An 18,467-nucleotide genomic window follows, 5' to 3' on the forward strand; every position below is an offset into this window, starting at 1 on the left:
GAGACCGTGATTCGCATTCCCGCAGGCGCGAATCACAACTCAACTACTTGAATCGTTTATGTATTTGCGACCAAACCGGGCGGCTGCACAGGTCCCATCGCATTTCCAGCCCCGGCGCGTGTTCAGGCGGAGGCGTTGACGCCGAGCGCGCCCAGCGCCATCGCCACCAGGCAGTCGAGAAACTCCGGTCGGCTCACGCGTTCGGGCGCATCTTCCAGTGCGACGCGGATGGTCGCGCGCGAGGCCATGCCGAGCATGTAGGCGGCCATGTCGCGGCGAGCGGGATCGAGATCGGGCACATACAGATTCACGAACGCACCCCACGCCTCATCGACATACTGGCTGGTGCTCTCGTAAGGTCCCAGCCGCAGGCCGACTTGCAGTTCCGGATGATATTTCAGATGGAATTCCGCGTTGAGTCGGTGCAGGCGCAATTCCTGTCGAATCATGTTGCCCAGGATCTCGCGCAATGCAGCGTCGAGCGGCAGGCCCACCACGCGTTGCCGCAGCGCCGGAACATGGACTGTCGCCTCCTCGTGGAGGATGTGATCGAAGGCGAGGCTGACCACCGCATCCTTGTTCGGAAAATACTGGTAGATCGAGCCCACGGCCACCCCCGACACTTCGGAGAGACGATTGACGGTCAGCGCCTCCGCCCCCTCCTTGTCCAGGATCTGCAGGCAGGCCTCGACCAGCGCCGCCACGAGCGAGCGCGAACGCGACTGCGACGGCACCTTGCGCGGAGCGGGCAGGCGACCGCTGCCCTTCTCCCCTTCGCGAACGGTCTTCTTGCTGGTCATAAGAATGCGAGACCTCCCGGGGCTTCTCCCGAAATCGGAGTAATTATTCCAAATAAACAGACGCTTGCAGGCGGAAATCGGCTCGACCAATACGAATTCCGGTGCGATGGGACTGCTCCCTATACTTTTCCCACCCCCGCGGTCGGGCACATCGACCGCTGCAAGCATGCCGCAGCACTCTAACAAACGGGCGCGGGAATCGAGCAGATTCGAAAGCCCGCGCGCGATCCGGACGAATGCGGGGCGGCAACGGCCTCGCACGAGGCCGCTCATCGACAAGGAGACCGGGATGAACGGAGGCAGCGTGGGCCCCCTGCTCGCGGCAGACGAGGGATTCAACCACCAGATTGTCGAGACCTTCGCGAGCGTCAGCCACACCGACCTCGCGTGGACCGAGAAGGTGTGCGGCATGGCTGCGGCCCGGGACGGTTCGCTGCAGATCGGGTTCGGCTTCGGCAAGTACGTGAACCGCAACGTCGTCGACGGGTACGGCGGGGTTTCCCGCGGCGTGGAGCAATGGGTAGTGCAGGCCAGCCGGGAACTCTCCCGTTCGCCGGACGATGTCGATGTCGGGCCCCTGCACTACGAAGTCATCGAAGCGCTCAGGCGCATCCGCGTCCGGCTCGAGCCGAACGACGCGCAGCCGATCGGCTTCGATGTCGAGCTCGAAGGCATCGTGCCGTGCTTCGCCGAAGAGCGCGAGGATCGGCGCGGCTTGACGGGCTACCGTCGCACCGCCGACCAGATCCGCTATCACCAGACCGGCCACGCCCGCGGCTGGGTGGAGGTCGACGGGCGGCGCACCGAAATCACGCCCGAGTCCTGGATCATGACGCGCGACCATTCATGGGGCATCCGTCCCGGCGTCGGCCGCCCGGTGACGGATGTCGCCCCCGAGCTGGTCGACTCGGAACACATCCGCGTACTCGCCGTCTGGAATCCTCTCTACTTCCAGGACCGGGACAGCGCCACCTACGCCTTCCACCAGTACTACCTGCACTACTCGGCACCGGGTTTCGACCAGAAACGGGTGCAGGGGCATTTCGAATATGCGGACGGCCGTCGCATTGCCGTCGCGATGATCGAACCCGCGCTTCGCTTCGCGCCCGAGAACCGTCGCCTGCTGGGCGGGGTGTTCCGCCTGCGCATGCAGGACGGTAGCACCCGCGAACTTGCGGCGCGCCCGCTCGGCGATACGGGCTTCCATCTCGGCGGCGGGCTCTATCACCGCCTGGACGGCCGGAACCACGGCACCTACTGCGGCCCGCTGCACGTCGAAGGCGAGTACTTCGCCGACTGCTCACACCCCGAGGCCGTCGCGATCCTCAACCAGTTCCGCGACTGCATGATCGAGGTCACGGACAGCGCCACCGGCGCGACCGGGTGGGGGAACTGCCAGACCTACGTCTCCGGGGCATGGCCCGAACTCGGGCTGCCGTCATGAACGCCCAGCCCCGCTGCAACCTGCCTCCCCTGCCCCCGGGCCGGCAGTACCGCTTCCACGTCATGGTGAAACCGGCCGGCGCGCTGTGCAATCTCGACTGCCCGTACTGCTTCTACCTGCACAAATCCGAACTGCTCGGGCACCCGCGCAACGCGCGCCTCAGCGACGCGCTGCTCGAAACCCATATCCGGCAGTACATCGAGGCGCAGACCGGCGACGAGGTGGTCTTCTCGTGGCAGGGCGGCGAGCCCACCGTGATGGGCCTGGACTTCTTCCGCCGTGTGGTCGAACTGCAGGCCCGCCACCGCAAGCCCGGCCAGCGCATCGAGAATGACCTGCAGACCAACGGCCTGCTCCTCGACGACGAGTGGGTGGCCTTCCTCAAGGCACACGGCTTCGTCGTGGGCCTGAGCCTCGACGGCACGCGTGAACTGCATGACCGCTACCGCCCGACGAAGGGTGGCGAACCGACCTTCGATCGCGTAATCGCGGCCGCAGGGCGACTGGCCGCCGCCGAGGTGCCCTTCGCGCTGCTGTGCGTCGTCAATCGCGACGTCGCCCGCGCGCCGCTGGACGTCTATCGCGCCCTGCGCGCCGTTCCCGGCACCTTCCGCATCCAGTTCACGCCCTGCGTCGAGACGCGCGACTTCAAGCTCCGCGCCCCCGGCCTGCAACGCGACGCCGCGATGCCGCCCCTGGGCACCCCGCGCACGCGGCCGGAACACCCGCTGTCCATCGTCACCGAGTGGTCGGTCGATGCGCGCGACTACGGCGATTTCCTCACGACCGTCTGGCGCGAGTGGCTCGCGCACGACTTCGGGCGCCTGCACATCAACGTGTTCGAGACGGCGGTCGCGCAGTCGCTGGGCCTGCCCGCGCAGATGTGCACGAGCGGACCGGTCTGCGGCAAGGCGATGGCTCTCGAGCAGGACGGCGAGCTCTACGCTTGCGATCATTTCGTCTATCCGGAATTTCGCCTCGGCAATATCCGCGAGCTCCACGAAGGCGACCTCGCCTTCTCGCAGCGGCAAACCGACTTCGGCCTCGCCAAGCACGACAGCCTGCCCGGTTTCTGCCGCCGCTGCCCACACCTGAACCTGTGCTGGGGCGAGTGCCCGAAGAACCGCCTGCTGCGCACACCCGACGGCGAGGCGGGCCTCAACTACCTGTGCGAGGGGCTGCAGGCCTTCTATGCGCAGGTCGCCCAGGACATGCCGGAGATTCGGCGCCGGCTCGGCGTCCCGACACCTGGCACCCCAACCCCAACCAATGGAGACACCCGATGATGAACTTGCGCCCCAAGCGAGCAGAAGGACGTCTGAAATCCCCGCACCGCCACCTGCTCGCGACGCTGATCGCCGCGGCCCTCGCGGGCACCGTGCCCGTGCAAGCCCAGGCGCAGAACAAGCCGCCCAACATTCTCGTGATCATGAGCGACGACGTCGGCTACGCCAACATCGGCCTCTACACGCACGGCATGATGGTGCCCACGCCCAACATCGACCGCATCGGGCGCGAAGGCGTCCTGTTTACAGATCACTATGCTCATCCGAGCTCGACCGCCGGCCGTTCCGCCTTCATCACCGGCCAGCTGCCGATCCGCACCGGCCTCACCACGGTCGGCCTGCCTGGGTCTCCGATCGGGCTGGACAGCCGCGACCCCACGCTGGCCGAAGTCCTCAAGACGGCCGGGTACCGCACCGGTCAGTTCGGCAAGAACCACCTCGGCGACCGCAACGAACACCTGCCTACGGTGCACGGCTTCGACGAGTTCTTTGGCAACCTCTACCACCTCAACACCGAGGAAGAGCCTGAATTGGCGATGTGGTCGAAAGACCCGGGCTTCAACCGCCGCTACCGCCCACGCGGTGTACTGGACTGCGTGGTCACCGAAGCCGACGAGGGCGGCGAGGACGCGCGCTTCGGGCGCTGGGGCAAGCAGCGCTGCAAGGATACCGGGCCGCTGACGGTCAAGCGCATGGAAACGGTGGATGAGGAATACCTCGCCCACACGGAAACCTTCATTCGCAAGTCGGTCGATGCCGGCAAGCCGTTTTTTGCCTGGTTCAACCCGAGCCGGATGCACGTCTACACCCATCTCAAGGAAGCGTCACGCGGCCTCGCCAATGATATCTCCTCGGAATTCGACGTATTCGGCAGCGGGCTGATGGAACATGACGGCCACGTCGGCGAACTGCTCGCGCTCCTCGACAAACTCAAGATCGCGGACAACACGATCGTGGTGTATACGGCCGACAACGGCGCAATGGCCTCCTGGTGGCCGGATGGAGGCGCCACCCCGTTTCGGGGGGAAAAAGCGACGACCTGGGAAGGGGGAGTGCGCGTACCCATGCTCGTGCGCTGGCCGGCGGCGATCCGCGCCGGCTCCGTCTCCAACGGCATCCAGACGCACGAGGACCTGTTCACGACCCTCGCCGCTGCAGCCGGGCGTCGAGGTGTGCCCGAGCAGCTCCGCGAGAGCCATCAGGTCTGCATCGACGGCGTCGACAACCTCGAACATTGGCTGGGCAAGCGCCTTTCGGCGCGGAACTCGGTGATCTACTACAACGAGAGCGAACTGACCGCCGTGCGGATCGGTCCGTGGAAGTCCCATTTAAAGACGCGCGAGGGCTTTTTCGACCATCTGAAACCCAGCACGCTGACCTTCAACCTGCGCATGGACCCCTACGAGCGGCAGGACGGCCACAAGGCCAACGAGCTCTCGATGCGCATGGGCGTGGCGTGGGGCGGACAGGTCTACGATCTGATCGGCGCCCACATGCGCTCGCTCAAGGAATGCCCGCCGCGGCAGAAGGGCGGAACGCTGGGCGTCAGAACTCAATGAAGGCCTGAGGATCCTCGCCACCACTACGGCCGCCTTGAGGCGGCCGTTCGCAGCGCACCCCGGGTGGGGTTCAGCGCATCGCCAGTGCGGCGAACATCTTGTCTGCAGACACCTGCCCCACGACAATACCGGGGCAGTGATGGATTCCGGCCTCGCAGCTGGCCACCGTCTCTTGCGCGGTGCCGACCTTGAACCATTGCGAACCCAGGAAAGCGCACAGGGCGCCGAACACGAGCAGCTTGATCGTCATTGTCTCTCTCCAGTCGGGCCTCTGACGGGCCTCTCTACTGACCGATCCCGATTCGCCAATCCCCTGTGGGGTTAATGCGACCGGCTCTGTATGACGCAACTTGCGCCGCCCCACGGCAGCGCACATCGTCCAAATGGACTATATCGCCGCAGCAGTCGTGGCCCGGAACTCTGGCAGGCCGGCTTTCGCCAACTCCGCGGCAGAATACGGCAGATAAGTGCGCTCGGCCTCGCTGCGAACGTACAGCGGATCGTCGAACGCCGTCGGGTCATACCCCTGGCGCTGCAGGTCGACCTTGCGCAGTTTGAATGTGGTGGTGAGGTCTGCCGCACGGGACACGCGCACGAACAGGGGCGCCGCATAGCGGGGCAGCCGCTCCTCGGTCAGCGCGTAGAAACCGGCCGGATCGAAGCTTCGCCCTTCCTGCATCACGATCGCCGCCATCCCCGCGCGGCCCTCATGTTCGGGCACCCTCACGCCATAGATGTTGATCAGCTCGGCGCCGGGATAATCGGAGAGCGCATCGGCAACCTCCATCGTAGAGACGTTCTCGCTCTTCCAGCGGAAGGTGTCGCCGATACGGTCGACGAAGTAGAAATAGCCATCCTCGTCGTAGCGCAGAAGGTCGCCCGAACTCCAGTACGCGTCGCCCTCGACGAAGACGTTGCGCAGGATCTTGCGCTCCGTGGCGTCCGCCGACGTATAGCCCTCGAAGCGCCCGCCCCCGATATCGGGATGATCGACGATGTAGCCGATGCCCTCCCCCACCTCGCCGGGTTGGCACAGCAGGTAGAAACCGCGCGCGTCGCGCACGTGCTCGCCGCTTTCGAGGTCGTAGCGCACGAGACGGAAGTTGGTCTTCTCCCAATACGGCACACGGCCGCAGGAACCGAGGCGGTTGTCGACGTTGATCAGGTTGGTGTTCGCCTCCGTGGAGCCCCAGCCTTCGAAGATCTGGATCGGACCGAAGCGCTCGATCCAGCGCAACCAGGATTCGGGAGTGAGTCCCGCCCCCATCATGCAGCGCAGGCCATGGTCGCGATCGCGCTCCGAAGCGGGCTGATTGAGCAGATAACGGCAGATCTCGCCGATGTACTGGCATACGGTGACGCCATAACGGCGCACGTCGTTCCAGAACTCGCGCGTGCTGAATTTCCGGCGTACGACGATCGTGGCGCCCGCCTTCAGCGCCGTGGAGGTGACCGAGGTTGCCGCCGCCCCGTGATAGAGCGGCAGGAAACAGTAGAAGGCGTCGTTCGGGCCCGCGCCGATGGTGTCGACCATGACGTCGCCCGACGACATCCAGCGCATGTGGCTGTAGCGCGCGGCCTTCGGCAGCCCCGTGGTGCCGGACGTGAAGATCAGCAGGGCCGGCGTCTCCGCAGTGAGCGACGCACGCGGTTCGCGCGGAAAGGGGTCCCGCGGGGCGCGCTCGACTTCGTCCGCGAAATCGGTGTCCCCCGCGCGCCGCAGGCCTGCCCCGGCCGGTCTCTCGGCATCGGGCAGCAGCCACTGCATGACGTTCGGAAGACCTTCCGTTACGCCGAAATTCGCGAGGCACTCCTCACCGACGAGCACCGCCTTCGCGCCGGTTGTCTCGATGGCGTGCGCCAGCGGGCGGCCGCTCACCTGCGTGTTGATGAAGGCTGCGACGGCACCGAGCTTCGCCAAGCCGAACCACGCGAAGAAGAACTCGGGGCGGTTCTCGATCGCCATCGCGCAGACGTCCCCCGCCCCAAGTCCGCGTGCACGCATCGCATGCGCATACTGATTGGCGCGTCCATCGACCTCGGCATAGCTGTAGCGGGTATCGCCGTAGACGAGGAAGGTCCTGCGCCCCTGAACTGCAGCCTGCGCCTCGAGGCGGTCGGCGATCGTATATAGGTCACGCGGCTTGATCAGCGCGCTGCTCTGCGCACGCCGATCAAGCTTGGCCTGGGTCTCATCCCGCGACACGATGTCCACCGAAGGCTGCGATGCGTTGCGGGCCGCGATGCCGTTATCCATGCATTTGTCTCCGTTATATCTGTTCTCGTGCCCCCTCGTTCGCAGCATTGCCGCAGGGGACTGGAGGGCCGGCGGCTTGAAACGCCGGGCCTCTTGACGGAGCCAATCATTCACCTGGAGTGGAAGCGGAACATCGTCCGTTGAGACTAATGGCAGTCGCCGCGGCGCAAACCCGTGCTGGCAACGGGTGCCACCGTCTGAACGGACGATGATGCAGTTGCCGCGGCGGCGGACGATGGACCCGAACCCTCACCGGAACGACGCGATGAAACTCAACGACATCCCGGACGTGCAGTCCGCACACGACGCGCGCGCGATGCCGATCGACAAGGTCGGCATCCGCTCGATCCGCCACCCGGTGCGGGTGCGCGACCGCAGCGGCCACACGCAGGGTTCTGTCGCGGTCTTCGACATGTACGTGGGCCTCCCGCAGCACTTCAAGGGCACGCACATGTCGCGCTTTGTCGAGATCCTTAACGGGCGCGAGCACGAGATCTCGGTCGAGGCGCTGGAACCGATGGTGCGCGACATGATTGCCCGGCTCGAGGCCCGCACCGGGCATCTCGAGATGCGCTTTCCCTTCTTCGTGAACAAGGCCGCGCCGGTGTCCGGCGTCAGCAGCCTGATGGATTACGAGGTAACGCTCACCGGCACGGTCGGCGACGATGACCGCTTCCGGCTGATCCTGAGGGTGCTGGTGCCGGTGACCAGCCTGTGCCCGTGTTCGAAGAAGATCTCCGCCTACGGGGCGCACAACCAGCGCTCCCACGTGACGGTCACGGCGACCCTGCGCGAACACGTGTGGATCGAGGACATCATCGCCCTGGTCGAAGGCCTCGCCTCGTGCGAGCTGTACGGCCTCCTAAAGCGCGCAGACGAGAAGCTCGTCACCGAGCGCGCCTACGACAACCCGAAATTCGTCGAGGATACCGTCCGCGACATCGCGGGCGCGCTGGGAGCGGACCCGCGCATCGGCCACTTCGTTGTCGAGGCCGAGAACTTCGAATCCATCCACAACCATTCCGCCTACGCCCTGATCGAACGCACGGCCTGACGTCAGTTGCGCTCGAGCACGTGACGGACCGTGTCCATCACTTCCCGCCTCAGGAGGGCGTGGTCCACCTCGATGCCGCGCACGGCGCGGACGGTGATTCCGAAAAGGATCGCGCTGATCAGTTCGTACTGCGCTGCAATCCGCGCCTCCAGGGCCTCGCCCGCCAGCCCGGCGTTGACCAGGCGCAGACTCCGGTAAGCGCTTTCGCGCGCGCGCCGGTCGAGCGCATGCACACGCGCGGAAATGCACGGATTGCGTGCGCTCTCCGCGAGAATCTCCAGACGCAGCCGCGAGTTCTCCGGATCCGCGTAATGGAGGGCGATGTCGCCCGAGCGCGCGACGATCGCATCCACAACATTGTGTTCGAGGCGCACCGCGTCGTGTATTTCGAGCAGGGCGTCGAGCTCCGCCTCCGCGATCGCGGTGATGATCTCTTCTTTGTTCTTGAAGTAGTAGTAGATGTGGCCGGCGCTGACGCCCGCCACCGCAGAAATTTCCGCGATGCTCGCGCCGTGGAACCCCTTGTCGCGGAAGCACTCCTCCGCCGCCTCGAGGATCTGCCGGCGGCGAGCCCCCGGCCCGCTCCCCGGAGCATCGCCCGCTTCCGCCTGGACCAGTCCGGTGCGCGCGTCGAGCTTCACGTTTGTGGCAGCATCAAATGAACCTTCATCGCCCAACGCGACGCACTCAGAAGCGCTCCAGGCGGGTCAGCGCATCCATGCCGCCGTCGACGAACACCACCGTGCCGTGCATGAAACCCGCCTGCTCCGACTGCATGAATCCAACCACCTTGGCGATCTCGTCGGGGCTGCCGTTGCGGCCCAGCGGAGAGACAAAATTGCGGATGGCCTCGCCATAACGCGGATCCGACAGCGAGGCCTGCAGCAGCGGCGTCTCGACCGCGCCGGGCGCAACCACATTCAGCCTTATGCCGCGGCTGCCCCACTCCACTGCCTTGCGACGCGCGAACACGGTAATCGCGTACTTCGAGCCAGCATATGCGGCCTGCGGATTGGCCATGGCGTCGGCCTGCGCCTTGGCCGCCGCTTCGTCACGCCCAAGCATCAATTCGACCATCGGCAACTTGTCGATGCCGGGGTGGGCCGAAGCCACCGAGCCGATCAGAAGCGCCGCAGGCTTGCCGCCCCGCGCGAGGGCGTCGCCGAGGCCGTCGACGAGCTCGCTCATGCCGAAATAATTAACGGCGACAATCAACCCGCAGGAACTCGCGGTCGGCCCCAGGCCGGCGCAGCAAACCAATCCGTCGAGGACGCCGTTGCAGGCCTTGAGCGCGGCGGCGACCGCCGCGTCCCGCCCCTCGGCGGTGGAGAGATCGGCCACGATGTCGGCGTCGCGCCGGTCGATGCCGATCACGCGATGCCCGGCCTGCTGCAGTTGCTTGGCTACAGCGGCTCCGATACCCGATGCCGAGCCGGTGACGACGGTTACAGTCATGCAAATCTCCTGAAGTGGCGGCGATGCCCAAGTTCGCCCTTTGGCCGAGTATCGGGCTCCGGTCCACTGACTGGCATCGTCCGGCCGGACTAAGAAAGCTCTCGCGGACCGCCCTACAATGAGCCTCGCCGCAATCTTCTTTGGGAGGACGTCGCGACATGGCTCCGCTGAGAACCCTCATCCTCGCCGCTGTGCTGGGCATTGCATTGAACACCATGTCGCTCCATGCGGAAGATGCCGCCCCAGGCGGCGAGCAGGAACGAACGGACGTGGCGCGCACACAGGCGCTGCTCGATCGCGCCGAGCACCACCTGCGCGACAAGGGCGAGCAGGCGCTGGCGACCTTCAGCCAGTCCGGCGCGTTCAAGGACGGCGACCTGTACGTCTATGTCCTCCATAGAGACGGCAAGCTGATCGCCAGCGGCGGCTCGTCGGCCGCGCTGATCGGGCGCAACGTGCGCGACCTGACCGACTCCGACGGTCGCCACTTCTTCCGAGAGATACTCGACGGCGCCAAGTCCGCCGGAACCGGGACTGTCGAATACCGCTGGTACAACCCCGCGCGCAACCGTGCCGAACTGAAGGTCGCGACCTATCGCTCCGTCGGCGACCGCATCCTGGTTGTCGGCTACTACGCGCCGAACGCGTCGGTGGAGCTCGCCAAGTCGCTGCTATGGCGTGCGGTGCATGAAATCAAGGTGCACGGCGACCGCGCCTTCGAGCGCTTCAACAGCCTGAACGGTGGCTTCGTCCAGGACGACCTGTACGTGTTCGTGGTGGGGCTGGATGACGAACTGGTCTATGCGCACGGCGGCAGCCCGCGTCAGGTGGGCCGCAAGGCGGGTGAGTTCGTCGATGCCAAGGGCAAGTACTTCATACGCGAGATGATCGCGCTGGCCAAGAGCAAGGGCGAGGGCGACGTGCACTATGCGTGGCGCAACCCGGCCAACCTGAAAGTGGAGAACAAGCACAGCTACATCGTGCGCGTCGGCAAGTACCTCGTCGGCGCGGGCGCCTATACCGGACCCGTCCGGTGAGACCGTCGGAAGCCTGCGAGCATCAGAAAACTTGAGATCGCTACCCAGCCACACGCCAGAATCACGGAGTCGCCTCATGAACACCCCCCACGCCCTGTCCAGAACCGACGCACTGGTCGCAGTGCTCGCCCGCATGCTCATTCGCTGGCGCAAGCCGCTGGGGGCCTTCTTCCTGCTCGTTACGCTCGGTCTGGGCTATTCGGCTCTGAGCACCCGGCTGGATCCCGGCTTCAACAAACTGATCCCTCTCAAGCACGAGTACATGGCGGCCTTCCTCCAGCACTCGACCACTTTTTCCGGGGCCAACCGCATCCTGGTTAACGTGCAGTGGAAAGGCGAAGGGGACATCTACAACGCCGAGTTCCTGCCGATCCTGCGCAAGGTGAACGACGAAGTCTTCTTCACGCCGGGCGTGAACCGCGCGAGCGTCCGGTCGATCTTCACGCCCAACGTGCGCTATGTCGAGGTCACGGAAGAAGGCTTCACCGGCGACGTCGTCATTCCGGCTCGCTTCGAGACGAACGAGCAGGGCCTCAGCCAGGTCCGGGCGAATGTCGCCAAGTCCGGGCAGATCGGCCGCCTCGTCGCCAATGACCTCAAGTCCGCCCTCGTACAGGCCGACCTGCTCGAGGTCAATCCCGACACCGGCGCGAAGCTCGACTACGCCGAGGTCGCCCGCAAGCTCGAGACCATCCGCGCCCAGTTCGACAGCGACAAGGTCGACATCGAGATCGTCGGCTTCGCCAAGATCATGGGCGACGTCATGGACGGCCTTTCCACCGTCGTGAGCTTCTTCGCCATCGCCTTCGTGATCACCTCGCTGATGCTGTGGATGTACTCGCGCTCGCTCAAGCTGACCGTCCTGGCCATCGCGGTCGCGCTGCTGCCCGTGATCTGGCTGCTGGGCCTGCTGCCGCTGATCGGTTACGGCATCGACCCGATGTCGGTGCTGGTCCCCTTCCTGATCTTCTCGATCGGCGTCTCCCACGCCGTGCAGATGACCAACGCGTGGAAGCAGGACGTGCTCGCGGGCGTGACGGCGATGGAGGCGGCCGAGGGCGCGTTCCGCAAGCTCGCGATCCCCGGCATCATGGCCCTGCTCGCCAACGCCCTGGGCTTCCTCGTGATCATGGTGATCGACATCCCCATCGTGCATGAACTCGGCCTCACCGCATGCCTGGGCGTCGCGCTGATGATCATGACCAACAAGATGTTCATGCCCATCATCCTGTCGCACCTGCACCTCGAACGCATGGCGCTGAACCAGCCGGTGGACAACAAGGAGAAGCACCAGATCTGGTGGAAGCTGTCGGCCTTGTCCGAACCGCGCCCGGCGCTCGCGACCTTCGGCGTGATGCTCGCCCTGCTGGCCGCCGCCACCTATTACTCGCGCCAGCTTCAGACCGGCGACATCGGCAGCGGCGTGCCGGAACTGCGTGCCGACTCTCGCTACAACCGGGACAACGAGACGATCATCAGCAACTACTCCATCGGCATGGATGTGCTGTCCGTCTATGTCGAAACCGAGAACCTGACCGAGGCCTGCCTCAACTGGGAGGTCATGAACGCCGTCGAGCGCTTCGATTTCCGCATGCGGGGCGTCGATGGCGTCCAGTCGGTCAGTACGGTGGCAGGGCTGGCGAAGCTCTTCGCCGCCGGCAACAACGAGGCCAACCCGCGCTGGGCTGCCCTGCAGCGCACCGAAGCCGCGCTGCGCACCGGCAGCCGCGCCGCAAACCCGGAGCTGGGCTTCAATTCGGCCGGCTGCAAGACCATCCATCTGGCCGTCTATCTCAATGACCACCAGGGCCCAACGCTGAAGCACGTGGTCGATGAGGTGCGCAAGTTCATCGCCGAGGACAAGACCCCCAACATCACCTTCCGCCTCGCGGGCGGCAACGCTGGCGTGGCGGTGGCGACGAACGAGGCCGTCGAGCGGGCCGAGGTGCAGATGCTGGCCTCGATCTTCGCATCGATCTCCATCCTGTGCTGGCTCACGTTCCGTTCGTGGCGCGCAGTGCTGTGCGTGGTCGTGCCGCTTACGCTCGTGACGATCATGTGCAACGCGCTGATGGCGCTGCTGGGCATCGGCCTCAAGGTCGCGACCCTGCCGGTAATCGCACTGGGCGTGGGCGTGGGCGTCGACTACGGCATCTATATCTACGAGCGCATGCAACACGAACTCGCCGATCGCGGCTACAGCCTGCGCGAGGCGTTCTACGAGTCGATGCGCCAGCGCGGCACGGCAGCGGTGTTCACAGCGGTGACGATGTCGATCGGCGTCGGCACCTGGGCCTTCTCCGCGCTGAAGTTCCAGGCCGACATGGGCGTGCTCCTCGCCTTCATGTTCCTGGTAAATGTGCTCGGCGCCATCTTCCTGCTCCCCGCACTGGCCTGCTGGCTCGGCGTGGGCCGCCGCGAGGCGACCGGCGCCGCACAGCCCTCGCCTGTGCCGTCCGCCCGTCCGGACTCGTCCGACGCGCGGATACCCCGCACCGCGGACAAGGCCGTGGCGGCGCAGCCCGTGCGCTCCTGAGCGAATTTGCACCGGCATGAATCGAGGTCGAGCAGGGTGAACTAATCTACGGGATGTACTTCGACGAACGGAGACATCCCGGATGGTCGCCCCCGACGCCTCATCGACCGCAGGGCCGCAGGCCCTGGCGGCGGTGCGGTCGAAGCTCGAGGAGCTCTACCGCAGCGAGTCGCGCCGCGTCTTTGCGACGCTGGTCCGCCTGCTCGGCGACTTCGACCTCGCCGAGGAGGGGTTGCACGACGCCTTCCGCGCTGCGCTCGAGCAGTGGCCCGAGCAGGGCATGCCGACGAATCCACGTGCCTGGCTGGTGTCGACCGGACGCTACAAGGCGGTCGACGCCCTGCGCCGACGCGCGCGCTTCGATTTCGTGGAGGATCTCGACGACCGGCCCGACCCCGCGAGCGAAGGTGGCGGCGACAAGGACAGCCTCGCCGACAGCGTCGAGGACGACCGCCTGCGGCTGATCTTCACCTGCTGCCACCCGATCCTCAGCGCCGAGGCCCAGATCGCGCTGACGCTGCGCGAAGTGTGCGGCCTCACCACCGAAGAGATCGCGCGCGCCTTCCTCACCGCGCCGCCCACCGTCGCGCAGCGCATCGTGCGCGCCAAGGCACGGATCCGCGACGCGCGCATCCCCTATGCCGTGCCCGCCCGCGCGGAACTGCCCGATCGCCTCGACAGCGTGCTGCGGGTGATCTACCTCGTGTTCAACGAAGGCTACTCGGCATCGGCCGGCGACTCGCTGACGCGCGCCGAGCTGTCGGCCGAAGCGATCCGGCTCGGTCGCCTGCTCACCGAGCTGCTCCCCGAGCCGGAGTCGATCGGGCTGCTGGCGCTGATGCTGATCCAGGAGTCACGCCGCGCGGCGCGCACCACGCCGGCCGGCGATCTCGTGCTGCTCGACGAGCAGGACCGTTCGCTGTGGCGGCACGATCTGATCGCGGAAGGCACGGCGCTGGTCGAGCACTCGCTCGCGTCCGGCCCCGCGGGCCCCTACGCGCTGCAGGCCGCGATCGCCGCAGTGCATGCCGAGGCGCCGACCGCTGCCGCCACCGACTGGGCCCAGATCGTCGGCCTCTACGACCTGCTGCTGCAGCGCTACCCCTCGCCGGTGGTCGAGCTCAACCGCGCCGTGGCGCTGGCGATGCGCGACGGGATGGCGGCCGGCCTGGCCGCGATCGACGCGATCCTGATGCGCGGCGAGCTGGCCGACTACCACCTCGCCCATGCGGCGCGCGCTGACCTGTGCCGCCGTCTGGGGCGCAACGAAGAAGCACGGGCAGCTTACGAGCGGGCCCTGGCACTCACGCGGCAGGGGCCGGAACAACGTTTCCTCGAACGGCGGCTCGCTGCGCTCGGGCCGTGACGTCGAAATTTTTTTCGTCGGGATGTCGATATCGCGTTGCGCCGTTCGACCAGAAGCACGGAAGCCCGTCTTCCGCCCTCACCCGGAGACCCCAAATGAAATACCTGTGCCTGATTTGTGCAGAAAAAGTCATGGAGCAGATGCCCCACGCCGATGCGGACAAGCACTTCGAGGAGTACCGCGAGTTCACCAACGCCATCCGGCGCAGCGGCCACTACGTCGGCTGCAACCGGCTCTTGCCGCCCGATGCCGCCAGCACGGTGCGCGTGCGCGACGGCCGGATCTCGGTCACCGACGGCCCCTGGGTCGAGACCAAGGAGCAGCTCGGCGGCTACTACCTGATCGAGGCGCGCGACCTGAACGAAGCCATCCAGGTGGCGGCGCGCATCCCGGGCGCGCGCTTCGGCTGCGTCGAGGTGCGGCCCGTTGCGGAGGACCTGCAGACCGTGCGCGCGCTCGGCTTCGACACGCAGGCGTCCACCTGCTGACACGATAAACGATCGCAATCCGGCCAAGCGCCGGCAGACCGCAAGGGCGCACCCCGACGCCGCATCCAACCCCAAGGAGACCCACCATGGACACGAGATCCACCGTCGCACTCAACGAGACGGAAATCCGCAACACACTGGAAGATTGGGCGGCGGCCGTGCGCGCCCGCGACGTCGCGCGCATCTTCGCCCATTACGCACCAGATATCGTCGCCTTCGACGCCATTGCGCAGCTGCAATTCAAGGGCGGCGACGCCTACCGCAAGCACTGGGAAACCTGCATGTCGATGTGCACCGGCGCGATGATTTTCGAGATCCACGACCTGCAGATCACCGCCGACGCGGATCTGGCATTCGCCCACGCCCTCAACCGCTGCGGCGGCACCGGCCCGGATGGCAAGGAAATGTCGGGCTGGATGCGCATGACCTCCTGCCTGCGCAAGCAGGATGGCCGGTGGCGGATCGTTCACGAACACTTCTCCGCTCCGTTCGACCCGCAAAGCAACGCCGCGCTGTGGCTGGAGCCCTGACCCCTCAACGGAGAACACCATGCGAATCAATGCCTATCTGATTTTCAACGGCCAGTGCGAGGCTGCCTTCAACTTCTATCAGCAATGTCTCGGCGGCACCCTCCAGGCCATGATGCGCTTCGCCGACGCCCCCGCGGGGGAAGACGGTCAGCCGGGTTGCGGACCGATTCCCGCCGAATACCGGAACCGCATCATGCATGCCTGTCTCGCTGTCGGCGACCAGACGCTGATGGCTTCCGATACCGCCCCTCAGTTTCCGTACGAGGGCATCAAGGGCTGCTCGGTTTCGCTGAATGTCGACTCGATTGCCGAGGCCGAGCGCATCTTCGCCGCGCTTTCCGACAACGGCACGATCCAGATGCCACTCGGCGCCACCTTCTGGGCGGCCCGCTTCGGCATGTGCACCGACCGCTTCGGCGTGCCCTGGATGATCAACTGCGAGGCCGACAAGGAGGGCCATTGAGATGCGCTTCATGATGCTGGTGATCCCGAAGGGCTACGAGAAGGCGCCCCCCGGAACAGTGCCCGACGCGAAGGCGGTCGAGGCGATGATGAAGTACAACGAGGCATTGCAGAACGCCGGCGTGCTCCTCACGCTCGACGGCTTGCACCCGCCGTCGATGGGCGCGCGCGTGTCATTTACCGGCGGGAAGCCGACCGTCACCGACGGACCCTTCATCGAAACCACGGAGGTGCTCGGGGGCTACTGGATGATCGACGTGAAGTCCAAAGAGGAGGCCGTCGCCTGGGCGTCGCGCGCCCCGATGTCGGACAACGAGATCATCGAGATCCGGCAGGTCCAGGAGATGTCCGATTTTCCGCCCGATGTGCAAAAGGCGGCCGAAGGCTTCGAAGCCATGCACGCGCAGCGTTGAAGCCGTTGCTGATCCGGCTTCGCCCGGTTGCCGGCGCGCTCGTGGTGGGCGCGTCGGACATTTATCAGAATCGCGGATCACCATCGCACTGGCAACAGCGACCCCTCGAGAGGCACTTGTCGTTTCGGTGACCCGCCGGCCGGTTTCTGAGCAAAGCAGTCGCCCGGAGCGGGGGCAGACTGAGAGCTCCTCGGCTGGAGCGGTCATCCGGGGAGCCTCGATCTTATTCAGCCGGGATGACCGCTCGCACGGTTCTCCGACTCACGCAATCGACCCCAAGCGGTCATCCGGACTTCTCGGAAGCAGCCCTTTAAGGAGGCCGCACTTTAGTGAGTTTCACTGCCGCGAAGTCGACATTCGTGAGCTCACGCAGCCGGCCACAGCCGACCGATGGCACTCCGAGGCAGACGCCTGACTGCCTCGGTGAATAAATCGCTCGCCTCGTATGTCGGCATTGAACGATCTATGCATTAAGTGAACGGGGCAACCCGCGCCGCTCAGAAACCTGCCACCGGATCAGCGAAAGGCGGAATGTTTTTCATGGGTCGGGTTACGACCTGAAACTCTTCGGATTCATCGCCGGAAAGCCGCTATTGAAGATCAGATGCACCTATGCTGCGGCTCGCAAATGAGTCATTTCGACCCTGAGCAAACGGTCGGGCACAAGGAAAGTCTACCGTTCAAAGCTCGCATGCAGCCTCGTGCTTACCGTTTCGAAGCGGTGGCAAATACGTAGGCTGCAATGCGTAGTTTATGCGTTCACTGCGCCAATTTTCCGATCGTCTCTCGTTCTTGTGACTTGAGATCGGCCAGTGCAACATCCAGTTCCGCTACGATTTTTTCTCGCTGTTTCAGCATGTCATCCAATCGCACCTTTTGCTCTGCGGCCGCCTCTAGCAGTCCCTGAGAGGTCATCGAATCCAATGTCATTCTTGCAACCGTTATATACTTGTCGAATTCTCCGAGCGCGTTCGCTTTCTGCCATTCGAGAGCGTTGCCCTGGCATTGAAACATGTCTGCAGCCTTGACGATGAGTTGCTCTTTGGCAGGTCGAATCGCCGCAGTTCTGCTAGATTCCAGCTTTTCAATTTGATCTTCTGACTCCCTCTTGCAAAGCTCTGCGCAGTCCGGCCCGATGCAACCGGAGTCCACAGAGAATTGCGGTAAATGCAAACTGAGTTCGCGAGTCCTCATGGTCACTTCTGGAACGTCCATGCTCATCTCTTGCGTGACCATTTTGAATTCAGGAACGCCGACGACAACCCGCTTATCTCTTGTTTCTGGCCAGCAAATCTTTGTAATGATATCTGACCATTTTACGGTGCATTTTGGAACTCCTTTCGTCTTAACTGGGCCGACTCTTATCCAGGTATCCTCGCAAAATGTTTCTGGATACTGTCCCGTTTTTTTGTTCTCGCACCTAATGAAAGGCTCTTTTATCCACCACTCTTGGTTGACCATCTTTGTTTCTGGAACATCCATCTTCCACGACTTGCGCCCCATTTTGAATTCTGGGATATCCATCTTGAAAGAGGTTTTTTCCCATCGCACTACACCGCCGACGCATGCATCAGGCTTTAGCTCATCAGGCGGATTTTCTTCATTGAAATTATCAATTGCTTGGCCATAAGCTCTTGATGCATTTTCCATGTTCCTACTTGAAGCATTGCAATCAGGGGGGGCTGACTGCGCCTCTGCATTACTGCACAATGCGGAAAACCCTAACGCAATCAGAGGAAGCGTCGATTTTAGCATTTCAAACTCCTTACTGGCGGCAGAT

The 18,467-nt window shown here is 64.7% G+C and carries 17 protein-coding genes; 11 read left to right on the forward strand and 6 right to left on the reverse strand.

What is annotated here, in order from left to right:
- Positions 1-122 precede the first annotated feature (122 nt).
- Complete coding sequence (locus GPA27_RS18800; protein ID WP_169142024.1) at positions 123-800, reverse strand: TetR family transcriptional regulator; 678 nt, start codon at positions 798-800, stop codon at positions 123-125.
- 289 nt (positions 801-1,089) lie between these two features.
- On the opposite strand from GPA27_RS18800, the gene GPA27_RS18805 reads away from it, so the two are divergent.
- From GPA27_RS18805 to GPA27_RS18815, 3 genes are read left to right on the forward strand one after another with little or no spacing between them, the layout of a single operon-like run.
- Positions 1,090-2,244 (forward strand): Rv3169 family protein, encoded by a 1,155-nt coding sequence (locus GPA27_RS18805; RefSeq protein ID WP_169142025.1) that lies wholly within the window; start codon positions 1,090-1,092, stop codon positions 2,242-2,244.
- On the forward strand, positions 2,241-3,530 hold the full coding sequence (locus tag GPA27_RS18810) for an anaerobic sulfatase maturase (RefSeq protein WP_211165096.1): 1,290 nt from the start codon (positions 2,241-2,243) through the stop codon (positions 3,528-3,530). Before GPA27_RS18805 ends, GPA27_RS18810 begins: the two co-directional genes overlap by 4 nt.
- The gene (locus GPA27_RS18815; RefSeq protein WP_246261247.1) at positions 3,527-5,089 is read left to right on the forward strand and encodes an arylsulfatase; all 1,563 of its coding nucleotides are present in this window, start codon (positions 3,527-3,529) and stop codon (positions 5,087-5,089) included. Before GPA27_RS18810 ends, GPA27_RS18815 begins: the two co-directional genes overlap by 4 nt.
- Positions 5,090-5,159: 70 nt before the next feature.
- On the opposite strand, the gene GPA27_RS18820 is transcribed toward GPA27_RS18815, so the two are convergent.
- Positions 5,160-5,339: a hypothetical protein gene (locus GPA27_RS18820; protein ID WP_169142027.1), complete on the reverse strand. Its 180-nt coding sequence runs from the start codon at positions 5,337-5,339 to the stop codon at positions 5,160-5,162.
- Between the two features lie 138 nt (positions 5,340-5,477).
- Positions 5,478-7,346, reverse strand: a complete 1,869-nt coding sequence (locus GPA27_RS18825) for a long-chain-acyl-CoA synthetase (RefSeq protein ID WP_169142028.1) — start codon at positions 7,344-7,346, stop codon at positions 5,478-5,480.
- Positions 7,347-7,611: 265 nt separating this feature from the next.
- Here GPA27_RS18825 and folE2 point away from each other — a divergent pair, with 265 nt between their 5' ends.
- Positions 7,612-8,400 (forward strand): GTP cyclohydrolase FolE2, encoded by a 789-nt coding sequence (gene folE2, locus GPA27_RS18830; protein ID WP_169142029.1) that lies wholly within the window; start codon positions 7,612-7,614, stop codon positions 8,398-8,400.
- Positions 8,401-8,402: 2 nt separating this feature from the next.
- On the opposite strand, the gene GPA27_RS18835 is transcribed toward folE2, so the two are convergent.
- Both GPA27_RS18835 and GPA27_RS18840 read right to left on the reverse strand, forming a co-directional pair.
- Positions 8,403-9,041, reverse strand: a complete 639-nt coding sequence (locus GPA27_RS18835) for a TetR/AcrR family transcriptional regulator (RefSeq protein WP_169142030.1) — start codon at positions 9,039-9,041, stop codon at positions 8,403-8,405.
- A gap of 46 nt (positions 9,042-9,087) precedes the next feature.
- Positions 9,088-9,855, reverse strand: a complete 768-nt coding sequence (locus GPA27_RS18840) for an SDR family oxidoreductase (RefSeq protein WP_169142031.1) — start codon at positions 9,853-9,855, stop codon at positions 9,088-9,090.
- A 158-nt stretch (positions 9,856-10,013) separates the two neighbouring features.
- On the opposite strand from GPA27_RS18840, the gene GPA27_RS18845 reads away from it, so the two are divergent.
- From GPA27_RS18845 to GPA27_RS18875, 7 genes are all read left to right on the forward strand, one after another.
- Complete coding sequence (locus tag GPA27_RS18845) at positions 10,014-10,892, forward strand: cache domain-containing protein (RefSeq protein WP_169142032.1); 879 nt, start codon at positions 10,014-10,016, stop codon at positions 10,890-10,892.
- Positions 10,893-10,968: 76 nt separating this feature from the next.
- Complete coding sequence (locus tag GPA27_RS18850; protein ID WP_169142033.1) at positions 10,969-13,428, forward strand: efflux RND transporter permease subunit; 2,460 nt, start codon at positions 10,969-10,971, stop codon at positions 13,426-13,428.
- Between the two features lie 82 nt (positions 13,429-13,510).
- Positions 13,511-14,794, forward strand: a complete 1,284-nt coding sequence (locus tag GPA27_RS18855; protein ID WP_169142034.1) for an RNA polymerase sigma factor — start codon at positions 13,511-13,513, stop codon at positions 14,792-14,794.
- A gap of 95 nt (positions 14,795-14,889) precedes the next feature.
- Positions 14,890-15,282, forward strand: a complete 393-nt coding sequence (locus tag GPA27_RS18860) for a YciI family protein (protein WP_169142035.1) — start codon at positions 14,890-14,892, stop codon at positions 15,280-15,282.
- A gap of 86 nt (positions 15,283-15,368) precedes the next feature.
- Complete coding sequence (locus GPA27_RS18865) at positions 15,369-15,812, forward strand: YybH family protein (protein ID WP_169142036.1); 444 nt, start codon at positions 15,369-15,371, stop codon at positions 15,810-15,812.
- Between the two features lie 19 nt (positions 15,813-15,831).
- Positions 15,832-16,275: a VOC family protein gene (locus GPA27_RS18870; protein ID WP_169142037.1), complete on the forward strand. Its 444-nt coding sequence runs from the start codon at positions 15,832-15,834 to the stop codon at positions 16,273-16,275.
- 1 nt (position 16,276) lies between these two features.
- Entirely contained in the window at positions 16,277-16,687 is a 411-nt protein-coding gene (locus GPA27_RS18875) for a YciI family protein (protein WP_169142038.1), read from the forward strand.
- Between the two features lie 759 nt (positions 16,688-17,446).
- Here GPA27_RS18875 and GPA27_RS18880 read toward each other — a convergent pair.
- Complete coding sequence (locus GPA27_RS18880) at positions 17,447-18,442, reverse strand: hypothetical protein (protein ID WP_169142039.1); 996 nt, start codon at positions 18,440-18,442, stop codon at positions 17,447-17,449.
- Positions 18,443-18,467: the final 25 nt, after the last annotated feature.

The organism is Aromatoleum toluolicum (assembly GCF_012911005.2).
In the GTDB taxonomy this organism is placed as follows: Bacteria; Pseudomonadota; Gammaproteobacteria; order Burkholderiales; family Rhodocyclaceae; genus Aromatoleum; species Aromatoleum toluolicum.